Here is a 21,426-nt window from a genome sequence, read left to right on the forward strand (position 1 = left end):
CGTGGCGCGGGGCGGGGTCTCACAGGAAGGGCGAGGTCGACTCGCCGCCCAGCAGGATGTTCCCGGTGAGCTGGAGGATGGAGTCCTGGGCCACGGCGTGCTGGCACATGGTGTTGGCGTCGCGCAGCCAGCGGTCCATCGGGGACCGGTCGCGGTAGACCGACGCGCCGCCCACCAGGTCGAACAACCGGTGCACGATCGAGCGCGCGGTGCGGAAGGCGTGGTATCGGGCCAGCGCGGTCTCCGCGCGGGCGTCGACGTCGCGCTCGCTTCCCAGCTCCAGGGCCTCCCACTGGCGTTCCAGGGTGGAGTACACGGACGCGCGGGCGGCGGCCAGCTCCATCTCCATCTGGGCCACGGCCTGCTGCACGCGGTGGTCCGCGGGCCAGGGGAGGCCGGTCTCGCGGTCGATGCGGCCCGGCGCCAGGCCGCGCACGTGGTCCAGGGCGGCACGGGCCAGGCCCAGCGGGACGCCGGACATCTTGCGCAGGATCGCGTCGGGGGCGTCGTGCAGCGGTCCGGTGCGCACCGGCCGGTTGAAGGCGAAGGTGCGCTCCGCGGGCACGAACAGCTCCTCGACCGCGTAGTCCAGCGACCCCGAGCCGGCCAGGCCCGTGGTGTGCCAGGTGTCGACGATCTCGTACTCGTCGGGGGAGGCCAGCGCGATCCGCCACTCGGGCTTGCCGGTGCGGGGGTCGATGACGGGCTCGCCCTCGTCGTCGCGCACGGTGCACCCGGCGGCGAGCACGTCGCAGTGGGTGATCCCCGAGCCGAACCGCCACCGGCCCGAGACGAGGTAGCCGCCCTCGACCCGGCGCGCGTTGCCCTGCGGGAAGATCCAGCCGGACTGGGCCAGGTCCAGGGACGGGTAGACCCGCCGGGCCGTGTCCTGGTCGATGAAGCCCGAGTAGATGCCCGAGTCCATGCCGATCATGGCGCACCAGCCCACGGACACGTCGCCGTAGGCCGCGGCCTCGACCACGCGGGCCTGCTCGACCGAGGTCAGGCCGGGGCCGCCCCAGGAGGCGGGCGCCGCGGCGCGGAAGACACCGGCGCCGCGCAGCAGCTCCACGACGTCGGCGGGAAGCCTGCGGTGCTCCTCGATGCGGGCGGAGTGCTCCCTGAGCAGGGGCTGGAGGGCCACGACGGCGGCGTGGATCTCCTCGAAGCTGTTGGGAATGGTTGTGCCGGCGGTGGAGATGGGGGCCGTGCCCGTGGCCAGGGTCGTGCTCATCAGGGGGTGTTCCTCTCCGTGGTCGTCGTCGTTCAGGAGTAGCGGCCGCGCGCGATCACGTCGCGCGGGTCCAGGGCGGTGCGGATCGTGCGGATCAGGGCACGGGAGGCGGGGTCGCCGAGGAAGTCGGTCCGGGACGCGTGGTCCACGTCGAGCCGGTAGGGCAGGTATCCCGCGGAAGCGAAGGACTCGTGGAGCAGGTCCAGCCCGAGGTGGGCGCGCTCGGTCTCGTCCGGGTCGGACCGGTCGAAGCGCAGCGAGACCACCAGGTCCACCACGTCGGGGTCCAGGGCGTTGACGGTGGCTCCCGGGCGCAGCCCGGTGCGAGCGTGCACCCAGTCGAGCAGCGCGAGCGCGGCGGTCACGTCCCGGCCGGTGTAGGGGACCAGCGGCAGGAAGAAGATCCAGCCGCCGCCCAGGGTGTCCACGTCCGCCGCGCTCCGGCCCACGGCCGAGCGCAGCATCTCCTCGTGGTGGGAGACGTCGCCCGCGTACCCGGCCTCGACCACGCGCGAGACCACGTCGGAGGGCTCGGGCGGGTCCTGGTCGGAGCGCAGCACGGAGGTGAACAGCTTGGCGGCCTCGGCCTCGGCGGCCAGGACCGCGAGCAGGGCCTCCACGGACTCGGCGGTGCCGCCGACGCTCAGGTGCGCCAGGTATCCGGAGGAGGCGGCGGTGCCGTAGGAGGAGGCGGAGGTGGTGTCGTAGACCTTGAGGACCCCCTGGAAGAGGCCCTGGCCCTGCCACCGGCGAAAGACGTCCACGGCCGCGCCGAGGTCGGCGGGCCCGAAGGTCAGGCGCAGCACCCGCTGGACCTCGGGACGCACGGGCAGGCGCACCACCCCCGCGACGGCGACGCCGAGGTCGGACTGGGTGAACAGGTGCAGCGGGGAGGGTCCGAGCCCGTGGGGGTTGGGCGCACCGCCCCCCTCGCCGGGCCACCAGCCCACGCGCGCCACCTCGCCCCCGGGCAGGACCACCTCCAGGCCGACGAGGTCGTGGACGCGCTGGCGGCGCAGCCCCACGCCCCGGTCCAGGGCGTTGCCCAGGACGCTGGTGTGCGCCGAGGAGGCGGTGACGTTGAGCATGCGGCCGGTACCGGCCAGCTGTTCCGACAGTTGGCGCTGGGTCACGCCGGTCTCGATCACCGCCCAGCCCGCGTCGGTGTCGACGCGGCGGACGCGGTCCAGTCCGTGCAGTTCGAGGCGTACGGCGCCGTCCCCGACCGGCTCGCGTGAGCCCAGGCCCCAGTTGCGGCCGGTGGAGACCGCGTACAGGGAGGGGGCGTCGGCGTCGTCCAGGGCCCGCAGGAGCGCGGGGACCTGCTCGGCGCGGGTGGGGCGCAGCACGGCCAGTGTGTCGCGTGTGGCGAAGCCGGAGACGTTGGCGTGCCCGGGCGCGGGGCCCAGGACGCGGTCGGTGTCGGGTCCCAGCACGGAGCTGATCCGTCTGCGGAGGTCGGACAGGGCGTGGTCGGTCACAGCGGTCTCCCCGGCTGCGGTCGTCGGTGGGGGTGGGGGCGGGGGCGTCTCAGGGGCGGTCGCGTGTGGCGCCGTCGAGGTAGACGTGGCGGACCTCGTGTCCGGGCTTCATGCGCGCCAGCGCCATCACTCGGACGGTGCGGCGCGGTGCGCCGTCCCAGACGGGCTCGGCGGCGCACAGCGCCGGGACGTCGTCGAGCAGGCGGTGCTCGCGCAGGACCAGCGGAGGGACGTCCGCCGTCAGGTCGGGGGTCACGGTGAACCACAGGCACGCCACGTCGGCGGGGGAGAGCCCGTTGAGGTCGAGGACCCCGCGGACCATGGCGAGGGTCGCCGCGGTGATCGCCTCGCGGGTGTCACCGGCGACACCGGTGCCGCCGCGCACCGCGCGCAGCACGGGGTTCACGCCGTTACCATCCGCCCCTGGTGGAACAGGAGCGCGCCGTCCGCGGGGTCGCCCAGGTGGGTGGCGCTGACCCGCCCGGTGTACATGCGGTGGTCGCCCTCCTCGCGGACGGAGGTGGTCTCGCACGTGAGCCCGCCCAGGGCGCCCCGCAGGACGAGGCAGCCCGAGGGGGTGGTGGTGAAGTAGGGGCCCAGGGCCTCGCCGCGGGGTTTGTCGGAGGCGGCGAACAGCCGTGCGTGCGTCTCCTGGCCGCCGGAGAGCAGGCTCAGGCAGAAGCCTCCGGTGGCGTCCACGACCCTGCCGGCGCGGGAGGTCTCGTGCAGGGAGACCAGGACCGTGGGAGGGTCCAGGGTGACGGAGATCAGCGAGTTCACCGTGGTGGCCACGGCCTCGGCTCCGCTGCCCGAGGTCAGGACCGCCACGCCGGTGGGGAACAGGCGCATGACCGAGCGGAGGTCGGGCGGGTGCGCCTGGGGGGTCTGCGTGTTCATCCGTGGTGCCCTTCGTCAGCTGGGTGGTGCTCGACGGACGCCTCCGGGGGCGGAGAAGGCGCGTGAGGGAGGGGCTCTGGTTTTAAACAGCTCGTTCCAATACGGAGAATTTACCACGTTCCGCTCTTTTGTTTTAGGTGGCGTGGATCACATTCGAATGCGGGTGAACGGCTCCCTCGTTTTCCCTTTATTTTGGGTGAATGTGCAGGTTGAAAACGGGTTGACTTGCGTCTTCGCGGCTGCTCTAGCGTGTGATCCGTGCCTTTTTCGGCCAGAAAGAGGGCCTTCCCTGGCGCGGTTCTCCGGTGGTAATGGGAGGGGTGGCGGTGGTGGCTCACCGTATTCGGTAATCGTTGCCGGAGTCGGGTAAAACCTTTTCCTGGTGACGGTGGGTCGACCATTCGCCGTCGTCCGACACAAAGGAGAGACAGGAAATGGAACGCAGTCCCGTTAATCGTGTCCGGCTGGGCGGGTCCGCGGTGGCGATCAGCCCCCTCGGGCTGGGCACCGCCCCGCTCGGCAACGGCGGCTACCAGGAGGTGGGCGAGGAGGCCGCGGCCGCGACGGTCCTGGCGGCGTGGGAGGCGGGCGTGCGCTACTTCGACACCGCTCCCCACTACGGCCTGGGCCTAGCCGAGCGCCGCCTGGGCCGTGCCCTGGCCGGGCTGCCCCGCGGGCAGTACGCGGTCTCGACCAAGGTCGGCCGCCTGCTGGAGCCCACCCCGCACCGCGCCGGGCGGCTGGACGACCAGGGCTTCGCCGTCCCCGCCGCGTACGGGCGGCGGTGGGACTTCAGCGCCGACGGGGTGCGCCGCTCCCTGGAGCAGAGCCTGGAACGGCTGGGCCTGGACCGGGTGGACGTGGTGCTCCTGCACGACCCCGACCACCACTGGGAGCAGGCGGTCGGCGAGGCCTACCCGGCCCTGCACGAGCTGCGCGATCAGGGCGTGGTCGGCGCGATCGGCGCGGGCATGAACCAGGCGCGCATGCTGGAGCGCTTCGCCGTGGAGACCGACGTGGACGCCGTGCTGCTCGCGGGCAGGTACACGCTGCTGGACCAGGGGGCGGCGGCCACGATGCTCCCGGCCTGCCTGCGCGCGGGGGTGTCGGTGATCGCGGCCGGAGTGTTCAACAGCGGGATCCTGGCCGTGGACGAGCCCTCCGCCGACGCCACCTACGACTACGCGGCCGCCCCCGCGCCGCTGCGCGACCGGGCGCTGCGGATCGCCGCGGTGGCCCGCCGCCACGGGGTCGGCCTGCCCCGGGCGGCGATGGCCTTCTGCGCGCGCCACCCGGCGGTGGCCGGGGTCCTGGTGGGAGCCCGCTCGGCCGGGGAGATCACGCACGACGCCCGCCTCCTGGCGGCCCCGGTCCCCGAGGCCCTGTGGACGGACCTGGAGGCCGAGGGCCTGATCGCCCCCGGAGCCGCGTCCTGACCCCGCGGCCCGAGTCCGCCTTCCACCCGCCCGCACCGGCGTCGCGGCGTTCGGCCGCACCGGCGCCGCGGGGTCTCCCGGAGCCGCGGGTTCGCGTCGTAGGGTGGCCGTGCGGTCCGCGGCCGCGGACCGCACGGCCTACCGAGGGGACCGCCACGTGCGCCTGGTCTGGGTACTCGACACCAACGACCTCCACGCCGCCGCCGACTTCTGGTGCGCCGTGCTGGGCTTCGAGCGCGAGGAGGGCCAGCACCCGGTCTACCTCGCCCTGAAGGACCCGGGCGGGCGCTGGCCCGACCTGGTCCTCCAGAAGGTGCCCGAGCCCCGCTCCGGCAAGAACCGGATGCACCCGGATCTGGTCGTCCACGACCTGGACGCCGAGGTCGAGCGGGTGCGCGCACTGGGCGCGCGGCTGCTGCGCCCGGCCTACGAGGAGGACGGGCACCTGCTGGCGGTCCTGGCCGACCCCGAGGGCAACGAGTTCTGCGTGGTCGAGCGCCTCGACGGCACCCTGGGCGGGTAGCGCCGAACCGGTCCCGGAGGGCCCGCCCGGTCCATGTGTGCGCCGAGGGCCCCGGGGTAGCGCTCACCACACGGCCCGCGCGCGCCGCCGAGCCGCGCGGACGCGGGCCGTCGCGCCACGGGATCCAGACGACGCGACCGGGTGAGGTGGCACACGTGTTTCGGGACCGGCGAGAGGCGGGCGAGCGGCTGGCCCGCGCGGTGGCGGAGCGGGCGGGACCGCGCCCGCGCGTGCTGGCCCTGCCCCGGGGCGGCGTCCCCGTGGCCGAGCCCGTCGCCGAGGCCCTCGGCGTACCGCTGGACATCGTGGTCGCGCGCAAGATCCCCGCCCCCGGGAGTCCGGAGACGGCGATCGGCGCGACCACGGCCGAGGGCCCCGCGCTGTTCGACCAGAGGGCGCTGGACCTGCTGGGCATCCCCGAGGGGCGCCTGGCCGACATGGTCGGGGCACAGCAGGCCGAGGCGCGGCGCAGGCTGCTGGCCTACCGCGGGGAGGACCCCGAACCCGAGGCCGCCGGATACGACGTCGTGGTGGTCGACGACGGGCTGGCCACCGGACTGAGCGCCCGGGCGGCGCTGACCTCGGTGCTCGCCCGGCGCCCCGCGTCCCTGACGCTGGCCGTCCCCGTGGGCGCGCCCGAAGCCGTCCGCGCGCTCTCCGACGTCTGCGACCGGATCGTCTGCCTGGAGACGCCGCCGGACTTCGGCGCGGTCAGCCTCTGGTACGAGAGGTTCGCGCAGGTCACCGACGACGAGGTGCGCGGCCTGCTGGCGAGGCCTCCCGGCGGTCCCGGCGGCCCTCCCGGCCGCCCCTGACAGCCACCGGCCGCCGTGCACACGGCGGACGACACCGGGTCGGCGCACCGCACGGGAGCCCGGCCCCCACGAAGGGAGAGGACCATGACCGCTGTCGACGTGACGGTACGCACGCCGGACGCGCTACTCGACGGGCGGCTGGCCGTGTTCCCCGGGGCGACCGCGGTCGTGGCCTTCGCGCACGGCAGCGGAAGCTCACGCCACAGCCCGCGCAACCGGGCCGTAGCCGAGGAGCTCAACCGGGTCGGGGTCGCCACCCTCCTGCTGGACCTGCTCACCCCGGAGGAGGAGCGCGCCGACAGCGCGACCGGGCGGCAGCGCTTCGACATCGACCTGCTCACCCGGCGGCTCACCGGAACCGTGGACTGGCTGGCCGCACACGAGGACACCGCGGGCACGCCCATCGGACTGTTCGGCGCCAGCACCGGCGCCGCCGCCGCGCTGAGGACCGCCGCCGAGCGCCCTGACCTGGTCGCCGCGGTCGTCTCGCGCGGCGGCCGCCCCGACCTCGCGGGCACCGAGGCGCTCCAGGTCGTGCGCGCCCCCACGCTGCTCATCGTCGGCGGCGCGGACACCGAGGTCCTGCGGCTCAACGAGGACGCCGCCGACCGGCTCAGCGCCCCGCACCGGATCCACGTCGTCCCCCGCGCCACCCACCTGTTCGAGGAACCGGGCGCGCTGGAGGAGGTGGCCGACGCCGCCTCCGGCTGGTTCGCGGGCATCCTGGGCGAGGTGGAGCGATGAGCGGCGGAACCCTCCCGGACGCCCTTCCGCGGCTGACCGGACCGAGATCGCTGGACCCGCTCATGGAGCGGATCGGCGACGCGCGCTACGTGCTGCTGGGCGAGGCCTCGCACGGCACCGCCGAGTTCTACCGCTGGCGGGCGGAACTGACCCGGCGGCTGATCGAGGAGGCGGGCTTCTCCTTCGTCGCGGTGGAGGGCGACTGGCCCGACTTCCAGCAGCTGCACTGCGGCGTGGTGGGCGCGGAGGGGGCGCCCGAGGACCCGAAGGAGATCCTGGAGGGCTTCCGCAGGTGGCCGCAGTGGATGTGGGCCAACACCGAGGTGCTGGAGTTCTCCCGGTGGCTGCGCGGACACAACCTGGGGCTCGCGCCGGAGCGGCGCACCGGGTTCTTCGGCCTGGACGTCTACAGCCTGTGGGAGTCGCTGTACGCGGTGCTGGGGTGGCTGCGCGAGAACATGCCCGAGCAGGTGGAACCGGCCCTGAACGCCTACCGCTGCTTCCAGCCCTACGGCGAGGACCCCCAGGCCTACGCCCGCGCGACGCGGCTGGTGCCCGAGAGCTGCGAGGCCGAGGTCGTGCGCCTGCTGGCCGGGCTGCGCGAGCGGGCGGGGGAGGCCTCCGCCGCCGAGGACCTGGCCGAGTTCGCCGCGCGCCAGAACGCCGAGGTGCTCGCGGACGCCGAGCAGTACTACCGGGCGCTGGTGCGCGGCGGCCCCGAGTCGTGGAACGTCCGCGACCACCACATGGCCGACACGCTCGACCGGCTCATGGAGTACCACGGGCCCGGTGCCAAGGCCGTCGTGTGGGAGCACAACACCCATGTCGGCGACGCGCGCGCCACCGACATGGCCGCCGCGGGCATGGTCAACGTGGGGCAGCTGGTGCGCGAGCGCCACGGCGACGAGGGCGTGGTCCTCGTCGGCTTCGGCACCTACGAGGGCCGGGTCATGGCCGCCCGGGCGTGGGGGGAGACCCCCGAGCCGATGCCGGTGCCCGCGGCGCGCCACGGGAGCGTGGAGGCGCTGCTGCACCAGTCGTTCGAGGGGGAGACGGGCCTGTTGCTCCTGACCGGCGACGGTGCGGTCGATCCGTTCGCGGGCGAGGTCCTGCCGCACCGCGCCGTCGGCGTCATCTACCACCCCGGACGCGACGGGCTGCGCAACTACGTCCCGACCGTGCTGGGGGAGCGCTACGACGCCTTCGTGTTCGTCGACCGCACCCGCGCGCTCACGCCCCTGCACGAGGTGGAGGAGGACTCGGGCGAGGAGGAGACCTGGCCCAGCGGCCAGTGACGCGGACCGGCTGCCCCTGGCACGTGCGTGGACTCCGGTGGCGTGCGCGGATTCCGTCTGTGTGCGCGGATTCCAGCCGTGTGCATGGTTTCCGTCTGTGTGCACGAATTCTGGTCGGATGTCTGGAACCGGGCGGGTGTGCGGGCGGGACCGGACGCCCCTGCCGTCCGGATTCCGTCCGCTGCTAGGTTGTCCGCGGACATGACCGACGGTGCGGCCGCGCGGACACGGCGCCGCCGTCTCCGGCGCGCGGCCCCGGAGCCGGGGAGAGCAGTGGACGGGGCAGGGGCGCCGGAGCGGCGCCGACGCGTGGGGAACGCCCTGGCGTGGGCCGGGTCGGGGCTGCTCGCGGGCGCCCTGCTCCTGGCGGCCGCCACGGTGGTCCGGAACTGGGGAAGGTACGAGGACGGCCTGCTGGAGGAGACCGGCGGCTGGTGGATTCCAGGGGTGGCCGTCGCCGGACTGGCCCTGTTCTACGGGATCCGCTGGAGCCTGGCGGATTCCCGCCGCCTCGACGACGAGCCCGAGGGCCGGGCGTACGTGGTCTGGCTCGCCCTGGCCGCCCTCGGCGGCGTGTACCCGGCCGTCGCGGGCTTCCCGCGCGACTCCTTCCCGGCCACCGCGGAGACGGCCTGGCACTACGACCCCTCGCCCGCGGCGGCGGCCATGTGGCTCGTCGTCTGCGCGGTCGTGCTGGGGTGCCTGTTGATGCTGGCGTCCGTGCGGCCGCAGAGGCTCGCGCCCCTGCGCCGCTCGCTGCCCTCCGCCACGGCGGGCGCCCTCGCCGTCGTGTTGGTCAGCGTGCTGGTGGGCGTGACGGCCTTCCCCCGGGAACCGCACACCACCGCGGCGCAGGGCGGTGATCCGCCCCCGGTACCGGAGACGGTCAGCCGGGTGGGGTGGAGCTGGGCGCCCCCGATGGGCACGCGGATCGAGGAGGTCCACGCGGGCACCCACGGCCCCCTGGTCCTGCTCGGCGACGGCGCGGTCTCCCTGGACGGGGAGACCGGTGAGGAGCGGTGGTCCTTCCGGCGCCCGCGCGACCACGGCCGCGGCGTGTGGGCCGACGACGCGCACGTCTACGTGCGCTACGTCCGCGGCGACGTTCCCGAGGGCGCCGAACCCGGCGCGGACGGGGAGCCGGTGGAGCGGACCACGGCGGTGCTCGACATCGCGACCGGTGAGGTCACCGGCGAGCACACCGCGTTCCAGCCGGACGGATGGGGCGGACTCGTCGCGATGACCCCCGAGGCGCGGATCGGGCTCGTCCGGACGGGGCCCGGCGGCTCGCTCACGCTGAGCGCGAGGGCCCTGGACGGCGGAGAGGAGCTGTGGTCGCGCGCGCTGGCGGAGGCCGACGACGGCCGGGCCTGCCGCAACGAGGACCCCCTGCGCTACGGCGACCTCCTGGTCACCCTGCACGGGTGCGCCCCCGAGCGGCAGAGCAGGTTCGGGGACCACTCGGACTACGAGAGCTTCTCCGACCTCTTCTCGGGCGAGAACCGGGTGGATGTCGCGGTCACGGCGGTGGACCTCACCACCGGGGAGGAGGCCTGGCGCCACACCTGGGTCACCGAACCGGGAGGGACGGCCCCCGAGCCGGTGGGAGGCGGTTACCCGGTCGGAGAGGGCGATCCGGTGGTCGTGCTGGAGCAGTACGACGCCGATCCGCCCCTGCGCGTGCTCGACGCGGCCACCGGGGAGCGGATCGACCGCCTTCCCGAACTCGTGGCGGGCGGGGACTGGGGCAGGGACGAGGACTACGAACCGGAGAGCGTGGTGCGGGCCGACACCGCGGGCGGCGTGCTCCGCGAGGACCTGCGCGACGGTTCGCTGTTCCACCGCGTGGACGCCTCCGGCGGGATCACCGCGACGGCCGACGCGGGCGACCTCCTCAGCGGGCTCGCGAGCATGGAGAACGTGGTCGCGCTGGAGGAGGCGGTGGTCATCCCGCGCGTGCCGCCCACCGCCTGGGGCGACGAGAGGGTGGTCGAGGTGGCGGTGGCGCCCTTCGGCGAGTCGGTGTCCCGGGACACGGCGCGGTGGATCGTCCCCGAGGGACAGGTGCTGGTCGACGTGCTCGCGGTCCCCGGAGCGGTGGTCGTGCACACGGGTGAGGACGAGGAGTCCCTCGTGGAGGGGCTGGTGCCCTGAGCGAGCCCTTCGGGTCCGGTGCCCGCGGCCCGATATCCGGTTCGAGAGCCCTGCCGGATGCGATACAGTTTCACCTGTTGGCGGCGCCGGGAACGGCGTTCGCGCAGCGGACGGGACGTAGCGCAGTTTGGCAGCGCACTTGACTGGGGGTCAAGGGGTCGTGGGTTCAAATCCCGCCGTCCCGACAGAGGAATAGCAGGTCAGCGAGGGGCCCACCGGACGGTGGGCCCCTCGCTGCGTTCCAGGTGGGTTGGACCGGGGGCGGATGGGCACACGAGGTCGGACGTCCCCCCGAGTAGTGGACATCTCCGACACTGAAAAGCACGAGGAGGACGACCAGCTCAGCCCGCTCGTCTACGAGCGAAGAGGTCGCGGACCGCTTCGATGTCTTCGAGGCGGCGGAGACGTTGTTCGAATGTGGTGGCGGTCATGACCATGCCTCGCTCGCTGTTGTCTCGACGGTGTGGGCGGGCATAGCGGTGGCGTTCAACGCGGCGTTGAGTGCTTGGGCGGGATCGGGCGGGGCGGTGGTGGTGCGCCAGGCGATGTAGCCGTCGGGGCGGACCAGGGCGGCCCCGTCGGATTCAAGGCCGTAGGCGGTGCGGAAGGCGTTGGGCTGCACCGGTTCCGCATCAGTGCCGATGTGTACGAACGTGACTGGGGTGTCCATCTGCTCGGCGGCGCGGGCCGCGGCGGCGGCCCAGCGGTCGTCTTCGGACAGCAGCACCCAGTCGCGCCGGAACAGATCCAGCGTCGAGCTCTCCCCGCCGTCGATGGTGACCCAAAGGTGCGGGGCCCGGGTGCCGGGCTGACCGGCCCATTGGTCGGGTCGCTGCGCGGGCGGCAGGTCGGCGTCCGCGCCCAGGACCGCGGCCGAGCGGTAGAGCTGGCCGAGTTCGATGGACGCGTCGTCGAGCACCGGCACGTCTGTCCTGGGGGCCGTCAGGTAGGCCTTGTAGTCGGCGCGGGCGAAGAGCTGGTCGTGGCGCAGGTCCGCGATAGGCCGGCGTTCGGCGTCGTAGGTGTCCAGCAGTCGGGGCGCGGACTTCCCGGCCAGCACGGCGGCCAGTTTCCAGGCCAGGTTGTGCACGTCGTCGATACCGGTGTTGGCGCCGAAACCGCCGCGGTTGGGCGGCAGTTGGTGGGCGGCGTCCCCGGCGAGGAACACCCGGCCGTCGGAGAAGCGGTCAGCGATGAGCCCGGCCAGGTCCCAGCGGCCGGTGGTCATCAGTTCGATGGGGATGTCGGTGCGGCCGATCGCCTGCCGCACCACCTGGATCTGCTCGTCGAGGGCACGCTCGATGTCGTCGCTGAGCATCAGCACCCAGCGCCCGTCGGAATAGGTGGTCAGGAATGCCTTCAGGCCGGGCTGCTCGATCTCGAACTGGACCACACCGTGCCGCAGGTACTCGTCCAAGGGGGCACGGAACAGGATGCTGCGCTGCACCGACAGCGGACCCGCCCCGTGGCGGCCGATGCCCAACGCCTCACGCACGGCACTGGTCGCGCCGTCCGCGGCCACCACATACCGGGCGCGCAGGCGGTATTCGTGACTGTCGTCGCGACGGCGCAGGGTGGCTGTCACGCCGTCGGCGTCCTGGACGAAGCCGAGCAGTTCGGTGCCCAGGCGCAGGTCGGCACCCAGTTCGACCGATCGGTCACGCAGGAGGGGTTCGAGCCGGTCCTGGGTGACCGCGATGGCGTGCACCGGGGAGTCCTCCGCGCCGTAGGCGCCCTCGCCGCCGGGCGTCCACGGGTATTCCTCGAACCAGGTCCCGGTCAGGCTCTCCACCCGGGCCCGCCGCGGCGGCTTCATGCCCTGCAGCGACGGCGGCACCTCGACCCCGACCTGCCGGAAGTGTTCCACCGTACGGGTGGTGAAACCGATCGCCCGCGGATGCGGGGAGCTGCCGCGGTGCTTGTCGACCACCACGACCGGAACGCCCTGCCAGGCCAGGAACACCGCGGCGGACAGCCCGACCAGGCTGCCGCCGACGATCAGTACCGGTGCCGTTTCGTTGCCGTTCATCTCGATCATCCCTTCGCTTCGGTGGATCCAACTCCGACCCGCCCAGGAAAACACAACCTGATTAAAAATACAACTGAGTTAATATTCTTAGTGAGTTAAGTCATGTGTTAGGGTGGTGGCATGTCTGTTGAGCCACCCGGACGTCGGGAACGCAAGAAGGCCCAGGTTCGCCGGGCGCTGGCCGAGGCCGCGCAGCGACTGTTCCTGGAGAGGGGCTACGACCAGGTCAGCGTCAAAGAGATCGCCGACGCGGTGGACATCTCGGGCCCGACGGTGTTCAAACACGTCCCCGACGGCAAGGAGGCGTTGATGTTCGACGATGGCGTCGAACGCCGGGAAAGCCTGCTGTCCGCGGTGCGTGAACGTCCCGCCGGAGTGTCGGTGATGGCGGCGCTGCGGGACTTCATGGCCGGGCGTGGGCCGTTCGTGGCCGACCCCACCCCGGAGGCCCGCAGGCTCACGGAACTGATCGTCAACACCCCGGCCTTGCGCGACTACTCACGCAAACTGTGGATTCGCTGTGAGGAACCCCTGGCCGAGGCCATCGCCGCCGGACTCGGCCGCGACCCCGACGATCTCACCGCCCGCGCCGTCGCCCGCTACGTCCTCGAGATCCCGCAGTTCCTCAGCGACGAACCCGACCCCCGCGCCGCCCTCGACGCCGTGTTCGACCTGCTCGAACACGGCGTCGAGGGTGCGCCCTGACAGCGTCGGCACCTTTCGCCGAGCCGGTCCTGCCGACACGGGCAGGGGTTCGCCGCGATCAGCCCCGGAAGCGGGGTCCAGCCGGGTACAGCCGATTCGTCCAAGCGCCGGTGTCGAGAAACCGCATCAGCCCCGAGGCCGTGGAGCTGACGACGCCCTGCGCCAGAGCCGGAGCGCAACACGGATTCCGTGTGCGACGGCCCCTGCCAAGGGTGTTTCGTGGCCGTGTCCCCTGGCCGGGGTGTTCGTGTTCCTGAGCGACCCTTCTCGACCTCTCCTGGCCGGGCTCCCTTCGCCCGGGGGCCGAGGGGGCGTGGGTTCACTCCCCGCCGTCCCGGGCCGCTGCGCCGGTATAAGCCCTGCTTATGAGCCCCATGGAGACGGGCCCCTACCAGGCGACCCCGACTTCGTGTTGCATGGTCAGGTCTGTGGCGCGGACCACAGGGCGACGCGTCCACCCCGCCGCCGCGCGGCGCAGCGCCGTTTCCGGCCTTCCGCGGGACGACCCGCCCGCGATACGGCCCCGGCGCACGTCGGGGCGGACCCGCTCACGCCGTTCAAGTGCGGATGTGCGAGCGTTTCCGCCAAGGCGGCCGCGCTTTCGCGCGGCCTCAGGCGGTGGAGAGACCGGGCCGGTCGCGGTCCGCCTCAGTGACCCAGAGCCTGACACCGCCCCCCCATCAGGTATGAACGGAAAAGAGCCAGATGACTGACACCTTGGTCGTGGCGCACACGGCGATAGCGATTATCGGCGTGGTGCTGCTGATCCTGGCCGCCCGCGTCGAGCCGGTGATCGCACTCGTGATCGGGTCGATCTACCTGGGACTCGCGGCCGGGCTGGGGTTCGAGAAGACCATCTCGACCATCGCCCAGGGCTTCGGCGACATCATGACCGAAGTCGGGCTGCTCATCGGATTCGGCGTCCTCCTGGGGTCGCTGCTGTTCCGCATGGGCGCCCTGCAGAAACTGGTGGAACTGCTGCTGAGACTGCTCGGCCCCAGACGGCTTCCCTACGCGCTCGCCTCCGTGCTGAGCACGATCTTCCCGTCCATCTACGTGGACGTGCAGCTCGTGCTCGCCGCCCCGCTGGCCCGCTCCGCCGCGCCCGGCCTGGGCCGCAACGGCGTCGGCATGATGGGCGGCGCGCTCAGCACCGGCATCCTCGTCGGCTACGTGTTCGTGATCCCCGGTCTGGGAACCGTGTCGATCGCCGGTCTGCTGGGCGTCCCGCTCGGCACGATGCTGCTCTACGGCTTCGGGGTCGGACTGGCCACGGCGGTGCTCACCGTGTTCCTCTACGGCCTCCTGCTGAAGGTCGGGTTCTGGAACCCGGACAAGGACGAGACCGCCCCGGTGGCGGTCGGCGACCGCGAGCCCGCCGGTGCCGTGCAGCCCGCGGGCGCCGCGCCCGGCGGCGGCAGCGGCGGCGCCGGTGGAGCCGGTGACGGCGGTGGCGGCGACGGCACGGCGAAGGTCGCCGAGACGGCGCCGCGGACCCCGCCGCTCTACGTCTCCCTGCTGCCCATCCTCATCCCGCTGGTCATGATCGCCGCCGGGGCGATCGCCGAGGCCGCGGGCGTGACGTCTCCCGTGATCGCCTTCTTCGGCGACCCGGTGCTGGCGCTCTTCGTGGGCCTGCTCGGCGCCTACCTGCTGTCGCGGGGCGTGCTGGGCAACGCGCGCACCAACGACGCGCTGGGCGAGGGACTCAACACCACCGGGCAGATCCTGCTGGTCACCGGCGTCGGCGGTTCGCTGGGCGCGGTGATCGGTGAGACGGCCCTCGAAGGGGTCCTGGGCGGCCTGTTCTCGGCCGACGCGGGCACGCCGACGCTCGTGGCGGTGCTGCTGGCCTGGCTGGTGGCGGCCGTGCTGCACGTGGCCATCGGCTCGATCTCCGTCGCCGCCATCGCGGCCGCGGGCATCCTCGCCCCGATCATGGGCAGCCTGGACCTGCCGCCCGCGGTCCTGGGGCTGTCCATCGGCGCGGGCGCCCTGTTCGCGCTCCACGTGAACAGCAACTTCTTCTGGATGTTCCAGTCGCTGCTCGGTGTGACCACCCGGGGCACGCTCAAGGCGCTGACCTTCGTGACCTCACTGGCCTCGGTGGTCTCGCTGGTCATCGTCGTGGGCATCAGCCTCGTCGTCTAGGGAGTGTTCCGCGGAGGCTTTCGGATCAGCGAGCGGCCGTCCGGGCAATCTCTCGCAAGACGGTTCGCGCAGGTCAGCCTGGTTGGCTTTTCAAGCGAAACCGGCGCAGCGAGAGGCAGCCCGGTGCTCGCGGAAGTACTGGAGCCGAAGGCTCTCCGTTGAGGGTGGCGGAGGGCGACGGGCGGGACCGAAATGCTCCAAGGAGCACGACCTAGCCGGGACGACCGCCGCGAGCCGCGGCCACCGTCCCTACGGGTCGCCGCGCACGCGGCGGCCCGGGGGGACGCGGCTCGCGGCACCCCCCGCACCCGTGGCGCGCCCGACCTTCCCACACACGCAGGAGAGAAGAAACCATGCAGCCGCTTCGCGGTGTAACCGTCGTGTCCCTGGAGCAGGCCATCGCCGCTCCCTACGCCAGCCGCCACCTGGCCGACATGGGAGCCCGCGTCATCAAGGTCGAGCGCCCCGGCACGGGCGACTTCGCCCGCGGCTACGACTCCCGAGTCAACGGCATGAGCTCGCACTTCGTGTGGGTCAACCGCAACAAGGAGTCCCTGACGCTGGACATCAAGGACCCGCGCGGCAACGAGGTGCTGCGCCGGCTGCTGGCCCGCGCCGACGTCTTCATCCAGAACCTGGCGCCGGGGGCCGCGGCCCGTGCCGGGCTGGGCGCCGCCGAGCTGCACGCGCGCCACCCCGAGCTGATCGTCTGCGACATCTCCGGCTACGGTTCCCCCGGCCCCTACGAGACGATGAAGGCCTACGATCTGCTGGTGCAGAGCGAGTCGGGGCTGCTGTCGGTGACGGGCAGCGGAGAGGAGATGGCCAAGGTCGGCATCTCGGTCTCCGACATCGCCGCGGGCATGTACGCCTACAGTTCGATCCTGGGCGCGCTGCTCGAACGCGCACGCACCGGGAAGGGCGTCCACCTGGACGTGTCGATGCTGGAGGCCACCGCCGAGTGGATGGGCTTCCCGCTCTACTACACCTACGACGGCCAGGAGCCGCCGACGCGCGCCGGTGCGGCGCACGCCACGATCTACCCCTACGGCCCCTTCGTCGCGCGCGATGAGCAGGTGGTCCTGATGGCGATCCAGAACGAGCGCGAATGGCGCGCGTTCTGCGAGCGCTTCCTGGAGCGCCCCGCGCTCGCCGAGGACCCCGACTACGCCACCAACGCCGCCCGCAGCGCCAACCGCGACACGCTCAGGGCCGTCATCGCCCGGCGTTTCGCCGAACTGGACGGCGACGAGGCCACCTCCCTGCTCGCCGACGTCCCGGTCGCCTACGCCCGGGTGAACAGCCTCGCCGACGTGTGGAACCACCCGCAGCTCGCCGCGCGCGGGCGCTGGCACGAGGTGGACACGCCGACGGGGCGGGTCCCGGCGCTGGCGCCGCCCGGCCCGCGCGACCCGGCCCCCCGCATGGACCCGGTCCCCGGCCTCGGCGAGCACACCGACGCCATCCTCGGCGAACTGGGGATGACGGCCGAGGAGACCGGCGAGCTGCGGTCGGGCGGGGTGGTCTGATGGCGCCGCGGACGAACGCCGCCGCGCGCGCGGACGCGCTCGCCTCGGCCGTCACCTGGCTGTTCGTGCCCGCGTCCCGCCCCGACCGGTTCGCCAAGGCGGTGCGCAGCGGCGCCGACGCCGTCATCATCGACCTGGAGGACGCCGTCCCGGCCGACGGCAAGGACGCCGCGCGCGAAGCGCTGCGGGCCGGGTGGCCGAGCGTCGCCGCCTCCCGTCCCCCCTCCGGCGGAGCCCCCGCCGTGGCCGTGCGCGTCAACGCGCGCACCACCGCGGAGTTCGCCGCCGACACGCGGCTGTGCCGCGAGCTGGCGCCGGACGCCGTCGTCCTGCCCAAGGCCGAGTCCGGCGACGACGTGCGCGCCGCGGCCGAGGCGAGCGGGGCGCCGGTACTGCCGCTGATCGAGTCCGCCCGCGGGTTGGTGGAGCTCTCCGGCATCGCGGGCCGCCCCGAGACGGTCCGGCTGCTGTTCGGCGGGATCGACCTGGCCCTGGACCTGGGCACCTCCGACGACGCCGCGCTCGACCCGTCGCGGAGCGACCTGGTGCGCTGGTCGGCGGCGTGCTCGCTGCCGCCGCCGGTCGAGGGCGTCACCACGGACGTGCGCGACGGCGCGGCCGCGGCACGCGACGCCGTCCGCGCCCGCCGCTGGGGGTTCGGCGGCAAGCTGTGCGTGCACCCCGCCCAGGTCGCGCCGGTGGACACCGCCTTCGCCCCCGACGCCGCCGAGCTGGAATGGGCGCGCGGGGTACTCGCCGCGGGGGACGGGGGCGCTGTTCAGCGCGGTGGTGAGATGATCGACCGGCCGGTCGTGGAACGCGCCCGCCGACTGCTGCGGCGCGCCGAGGGGAGGGACCGGACCGTGTAGGCCGAGGGGACAACCAGTGGACATCGCCCAGTTGCGGGACTTCATCGCGGTCATCGACAGCGGGAGCTTCACCCGCGCCGCCTCGGTGCTGTTCGTCTCGCAGCCCGCGGTCAGCCAGCGGATGAAGCAGCTGGAGAGCGAACTGGGCGTGCGGCTCGTGCAGCGCGGCCCCCGCGGGGTGGTTCCCACACCGGCGGGGCGGACCCTGTACCGGGACGCCCAGCAGCTCATCCGCCGGTTCGACCAGATCGCCGAGGACGTGGCCAAGGAGCCCCGGGCCATCCGCGGTCCGGTGGCGGTCGGACTGCCCACCGCTGCCGCCGTCCACCTCGCTCCGGCGCTGTTCTCCTGGACGAAACGGAACTACCCCGGCGTCCACCTGCGGCTGTTCGAGTCGGTGAGCGGGTACATCCAGGAGCTGCTCACGGTCGGGCGGATGGACCTGGCCGTCCTGTACCGCGACGACGCGGCGCCCCGACCGGCCGAGACGCCGCTGTACTCCGAGGAGCTGTACCTGGTCGGGCGCTCGGAGGCGGAGGAGCCGCCCGGAGACGACCGGGCCGCCGGGCCCGCCCCGGCGGGCCCGGCCGCCGCCGACACCGCGGCGTACGGGGACATCAGCCTGTCCGACATGCTCCGGGTGCCGCTGGTCGCCCCCGGAGCGCGCAGCAACCTGCGCGTGCTCATCGACCGCGTCTTCACCGAGCACGGCGCGGTGCCGACGATCGCCGCCGACGTGGAGTCCCTGGGCACGATGGTGCGCATCGCCGAGAGCGGCGAGGCCTGCGCCCTGCTCCCGCTGTCCAGCGTCGAGGCGCTGCGCAGCGCCCCCGACCTCATGGTGCGGCGGGTCGTGGACCCCGTGATCGAACGCCACATCGCCGTGTGCGCCGGTTCGGACTACTACGAGCCGCGGGACGCGGTGTCCGTCGTCCGGCACGGCATCGTGCAGGTGACTACCCGGCTCGCCGAGCGGGGGGCCTGGCCGGGGATCCGCCTGGCGGCCCGGACCGGGACGCGCGCCGGCCGGCCCTGACCGGGGTGTGCGGGCTGGCGGTCCGCGCCGGCCGGGACGCCGTCCACCGGCGTCGTCGCCGCGTTCGGCGGACCGTACCGGCGCTCTCCGGTGTCCGGCCGCCTCCGGGACCGCGAGGCGTCGGTGCGCCGCGGTCCCGGCCCGCCGTCACTCCACCCGGGAGAGGGCGTCGCAGAGCAGGTCCACGGCCGCCCGGGGAGGGGGTGGCCCTGCGGCTGCCCGGTGGGAGGCCGGTGGCCGGGGGGAGGCGCCTGGTGAGGGGGTTGACGGGGAGGGCGGGGGCCCTGGGGAGGCGGGGCACCGTGTTCGTGCATGGTGCGTACTCTAGCCACGCCTGACGACGCTGCCGGGGGACGGGCCGAGCCGGGGCGCGGTGCCTCGTACAGTGGGAACTCCGTTCCGGGCGGAGGCGATCCTCGACGGCCCGCGACCGAACACGAACACCGACCCCCGCCCCGGCGGGGACGCCCCGGAGGGGAACTCCTTGTACCTGTCCCGCATCAACCTCGACCCCAAGCGCAGCGCCCGGATGGACCAGTGGGCGGTCATGGGGCAGGCCGTGCGCAGAGCGGTCGACCCCGACCCCGATTCCGACGCCCGCGTGCTGTGGGCGCGCACCTCGCCGAGCACGCTGGTGGTCAGCTCCGACACCGCCCCCGCCTGGGGCAAGGTCCCCGGCGCGACCTCCGCCGCGATCCACCCGATGCCGCGCTACTCCGAGGGCGAGACCGTCCGCTGGGAGCTCATCACGGCGCCCACCGCGCCGCGCGGAGCCGGGGCCGCCGGTGAGGGGGAGCGCCCGCGCGGCAAGCGGGTCCCCCTTCCGGAGGAGGAGTTCGAGGGCTGGCTGGACGGCAAGCTCGCGGGCGCGCTGGACCTCACCTCGGTGCGGTGGAAACACCTGGGCGGCAGGCCCGCGCGGTACCACTTCACCGGCGAGGCCGTGGTGCGCGACAGCGAGGTGCTCCAGGAACTGTGCCTGGACGGCGTCGGCGCGGGCACGGCCACGGGGGCCGGGCTGCTCCTCGCCAGCCCGCTCGCCCCGAGGTAGACCCGGACTCCCCGGGCGCCCCGCGAACTCCCGGACTCCGCCGGGCCCGCACGCCCACCCGGGTGCCCCCGTGTCCTCGAAGCGCCGGTCCGGAGCCCCTCCCGGCGGGGCCCGGGGCTCCCGCCCGCCGCCGTCCCCGGTGCCGGAGGCGGGCGGGCCGGGCGTCTCGCGCACGTGTCGGACCACGTCCGGAGCCCGGAAGCGTGCGACTGTGTATCCGACCGACGCGGGCGCCTTCGACCGGGCGAGCGGGCCGCGGTGCCTCGGGAACACTGGCGGCGGGGCCAGGGGACGAACGGATATTCGTGTCGGGTTTGAGGTAATTTGACGCTTTTTGCAAGATAATTGTCGTATTGCAACAAAAATTTGGATTCGTGGCTTTTGAAGCCGTTCCTCAGGGAACCTAGTCTGTGCATCGCGGCTGTCCCGCCAGCCACAGGGCCACCGGCCCCGCGGATCGGGCGCGGGATCGCGCCGCCGGTGTCCTGCCCAGGCAGGTACATGAGCACACAGGACAGAGCACCGGGGGGTTTCCTCTTGTCCACGTCTCTCAACGAAACACACACGTCAACGACCGTCACCGGCCGACTGCCCGTGATCCCCAGACCGCGCAGGCCGGTCGAGGACACCGTCCCGGAGGACGCGGGGAACGAGGATGTCCGGGAGGCCGGGGAAGCCGGGGAGGCCGGGAAGGACCGCCCCGAGGAGCTGATCTCCCAGCTGCGTGACCTCGCCGAGGACGACCCCAGGGCCGACGAGCTGCGCGAACGGGTGGTCGTGCTCTACCAGCCCCTGATCAACAAGATCGCGCGCCGCTACGGGGGGCGCGGCGAGCCGCTGGAGGACCTGAAGCAGACCGCGATGGTGGGTCTGGTCAAGGCCGTGCGCGGCTACGATCCGGACCGCGGCAAGCCCTTCATCTCCTACCTGCTGCCCACGGTGACGGGGGAGATCAAGCGGCACTTCCGTGACCACACCTGGGCGGTGCGGGTGCCGCGCCGCCACCAGGAGAATCGGGTGAAGCTGCGCCGGGTGACGGGGGAGTTCCAGCAGGAGCACGCGCGCACGCCCACGATCGCGGAGCTGGCCCACGAGATGGGGCTGCCCGAGGCCGAGGTCAGCGAGCTGGCGCAGGTCTCGGAGTCCTACCGGTCGCTGTCGCTGGACGCGCCCGACTCCTCCGATTCGGAGGGGCAGGAGGGCACGCGCCTGGAGGACCACCTGGGCTGCGAGGACGCGGCGCTGGACCGGGTGGTGGAGCGCGAGTCGCTCAAGCCCGCGCTGGCGCGGCTGCCCGCGCGCGAGCGGGAGATCCTGCGGTTGCGGTTCTTCGGGGACCACACCCAGTCCGAGATCGCGGACCGGTTGGGCTATTCGCAGATGCACGTGTCGCGGTTGCTGTCGGGGGTGCTGGAACAGCTGCGCGAGGAGGTCGGCGGGCACGCGCCCGGCCACGGCTGAGTCCGTGGCCGGGCCG

Annotated in this window: 18 protein-coding genes and 1 tRNA gene; 14 read left to right on the forward strand and 5 right to left on the reverse strand. The window is 73.4% G+C overall.

Going from position 1 to position 21,426, the window contains the following annotated elements; genetic code table 11:
* Nucleotides 1–19 precede the first annotated feature (19 nt).
* From ACSTA4_RS10500 to ACSTA4_RS10515, 4 genes are read right to left on the reverse strand one after another with little or no spacing between them, the layout of a single operon-like run.
* Entirely contained in the window at nt 20–1,234 is a 1,215-nt protein-coding gene (locus ACSTA4_RS10500; RefSeq protein WP_444963359.1) for an acyl-CoA dehydrogenase family protein, read from the reverse strand.
* Nucleotides 1,235–1,266: 32 nt separating this feature from the next.
* Nucleotides 1,267–2,715, reverse strand: a complete 1,449-nt coding sequence (locus tag ACSTA4_RS10505; RefSeq protein ID WP_444963360.1) for an FAD-binding oxidoreductase — start codon at nt 2,713–2,715, stop codon at nt 1,267–1,269.
* A 49-nt stretch (nt 2,716–2,764) separates the two neighbouring features.
* Nucleotides 2,765–3,121 (reverse strand): chorismate mutase, encoded by a 357-nt coding sequence (gene aroH / locus ACSTA4_RS10510; protein WP_444963361.1) that lies wholly within the window; start codon nt 3,119–3,121, stop codon nt 2,765–2,767.
* Nucleotides 3,118–3,612 (reverse strand): flavin reductase family protein, encoded by a 495-nt coding sequence (locus ACSTA4_RS10515; RefSeq protein ID WP_444963362.1) that lies wholly within the window; start codon nt 3,610–3,612, stop codon nt 3,118–3,120. Before ACSTA4_RS10515 ends, aroH begins: the two co-directional genes overlap by 4 nt.
* Nucleotides 3,613–4,046: 434 nt before the next feature.
* On the opposite strand from ACSTA4_RS10515, the gene ACSTA4_RS10520 reads away from it, so the two are divergent.
* The 7 genes from ACSTA4_RS10520 (at nt 4,047) to ACSTA4_RS10550 (ending at nt 10,764) form a co-directional block, all read left to right on the forward strand.
* Nucleotides 4,047–5,048, forward strand: coding sequence for an aldo/keto reductase (locus ACSTA4_RS10520; protein ID WP_444963363.1), 1,002 nt, complete (start codon nt 4,047–4,049; stop codon nt 5,046–5,048).
* Between the two features lie 157 nt (nt 5,049–5,205).
* Entirely contained in the window at nt 5,206–5,571 is a 366-nt protein-coding gene (locus ACSTA4_RS10525) for a VOC family protein (RefSeq protein WP_444964140.1), read from the forward strand.
* 146 nt (nt 5,572–5,717) lie between these two features.
* Nucleotides 5,718–6,386, forward strand: coding sequence for a phosphoribosyltransferase (locus ACSTA4_RS10530; protein ID WP_444963364.1), 669 nt, complete (start codon nt 5,718–5,720; stop codon nt 6,384–6,386).
* A gap of 84 nt (nt 6,387–6,470) precedes the next feature.
* Nucleotides 6,471–7,130, forward strand: coding sequence for a dienelactone hydrolase family protein (locus ACSTA4_RS10535; RefSeq protein ID WP_444963365.1), 660 nt, complete (start codon nt 6,471–6,473; stop codon nt 7,128–7,130).
* On the forward strand, nt 7,127–8,425 hold the full coding sequence (locus ACSTA4_RS10540; protein WP_444963366.1) for an erythromycin esterase family protein: 1,299 nt from the start codon (nt 7,127–7,129) through the stop codon (nt 8,423–8,425). The genes ACSTA4_RS10535 and ACSTA4_RS10540 overlap by 4 nt, the downstream gene beginning before the upstream one ends.
* Nucleotides 8,426–8,698: 273 nt before the next feature.
* A complete protein-coding gene (locus tag ACSTA4_RS10545; RefSeq protein ID WP_444963367.1) occupies nt 8,699–10,579 on the forward strand; it encodes an outer membrane protein assembly factor BamB family protein in 1,881 nt (626 codons plus the stop codon).
* Between the two features lie 111 nt (nt 10,580–10,690).
* Nucleotides 10,691–10,764: transfer RNA gene (locus ACSTA4_RS10550), tRNA-Pro, on the forward strand.
* Nucleotides 10,765–11,006: 242 nt separating this feature from the next.
* Here the strand turns inward: ACSTA4_RS10550 and ACSTA4_RS10555 are convergent.
* Nucleotides 11,007–12,608, reverse strand: a complete 1,602-nt coding sequence (locus ACSTA4_RS10555; RefSeq protein WP_444963368.1) for an FAD-dependent monooxygenase — start codon at nt 12,606–12,608, stop codon at nt 11,007–11,009.
* A gap of 120 nt (nt 12,609–12,728) precedes the next feature.
* Here ACSTA4_RS10555 and ACSTA4_RS10560 point away from each other — a divergent pair, with 120 nt between their 5' ends.
* The 7 genes from ACSTA4_RS10560 (at nt 12,729) to ACSTA4_RS10590 (ending at nt 21,410) form a co-directional block, all read left to right on the forward strand.
* Nucleotides 12,729–13,313 (forward strand): TetR/AcrR family transcriptional regulator, encoded by a 585-nt coding sequence (locus ACSTA4_RS10560; protein ID WP_444963369.1) that lies wholly within the window; start codon nt 12,729–12,731, stop codon nt 13,311–13,313.
* 705 nt (nt 13,314–14,018) lie between these two features.
* The gene (locus ACSTA4_RS10565) at nt 14,019–15,464 is read left to right on the forward strand and encodes a GntP family permease (RefSeq protein ID WP_444963370.1); all 1,446 of its coding nucleotides are present in this window, start codon (nt 14,019–14,021) and stop codon (nt 15,462–15,464) included.
* A 353-nt stretch (nt 15,465–15,817) separates the two neighbouring features.
* Nucleotides 15,818–16,993 carry a CaiB/BaiF CoA transferase family protein gene (locus ACSTA4_RS10570; protein ID WP_444963371.1) on the forward strand — a complete coding sequence of 392 codons (1,176 nt, stop codon included), beginning with the start codon at nt 15,818–15,820 and terminating at the stop codon, nt 16,991–16,993.
* Entirely contained in the window at nt 16,993–17,862 is an 870-nt protein-coding gene (locus ACSTA4_RS10575; protein ID WP_444963372.1) for an HpcH/HpaI aldolase/citrate lyase family protein, read from the forward strand. The genes ACSTA4_RS10570 and ACSTA4_RS10575 overlap by 1 nt, the downstream gene beginning before the upstream one ends.
* Nucleotides 17,863–17,878: 16 nt before the next feature.
* On the forward strand, nt 17,879–18,898 hold the full coding sequence (locus ACSTA4_RS10580; protein WP_444963373.1) for a LysR substrate-binding domain-containing protein: 1,020 nt from the start codon (nt 17,879–17,881) through the stop codon (nt 18,896–18,898).
* Between the two features lie 484 nt (nt 18,899–19,382).
* Nucleotides 19,383–19,949, forward strand: coding sequence for a type I-E CRISPR-associated protein Cas6/Cse3/CasE (locus tag ACSTA4_RS10585; protein ID WP_444963374.1), 567 nt, complete (start codon nt 19,383–19,385; stop codon nt 19,947–19,949).
* A gap of 594 nt (nt 19,950–20,543) precedes the next feature.
* Nucleotides 20,544–21,410 carry a SigB/SigF/SigG family RNA polymerase sigma factor gene (locus ACSTA4_RS10590; protein ID WP_444963375.1) on the forward strand — a complete coding sequence of 289 codons (867 nt, stop codon included), beginning with the start codon at nt 20,544–20,546 and terminating at the stop codon, nt 21,408–21,410.
* Nucleotides 21,411–21,426 lie beyond the last annotated feature (16 nt).

The organism is Nocardiopsis sp. M1B1, assembly GCF_052466615.1.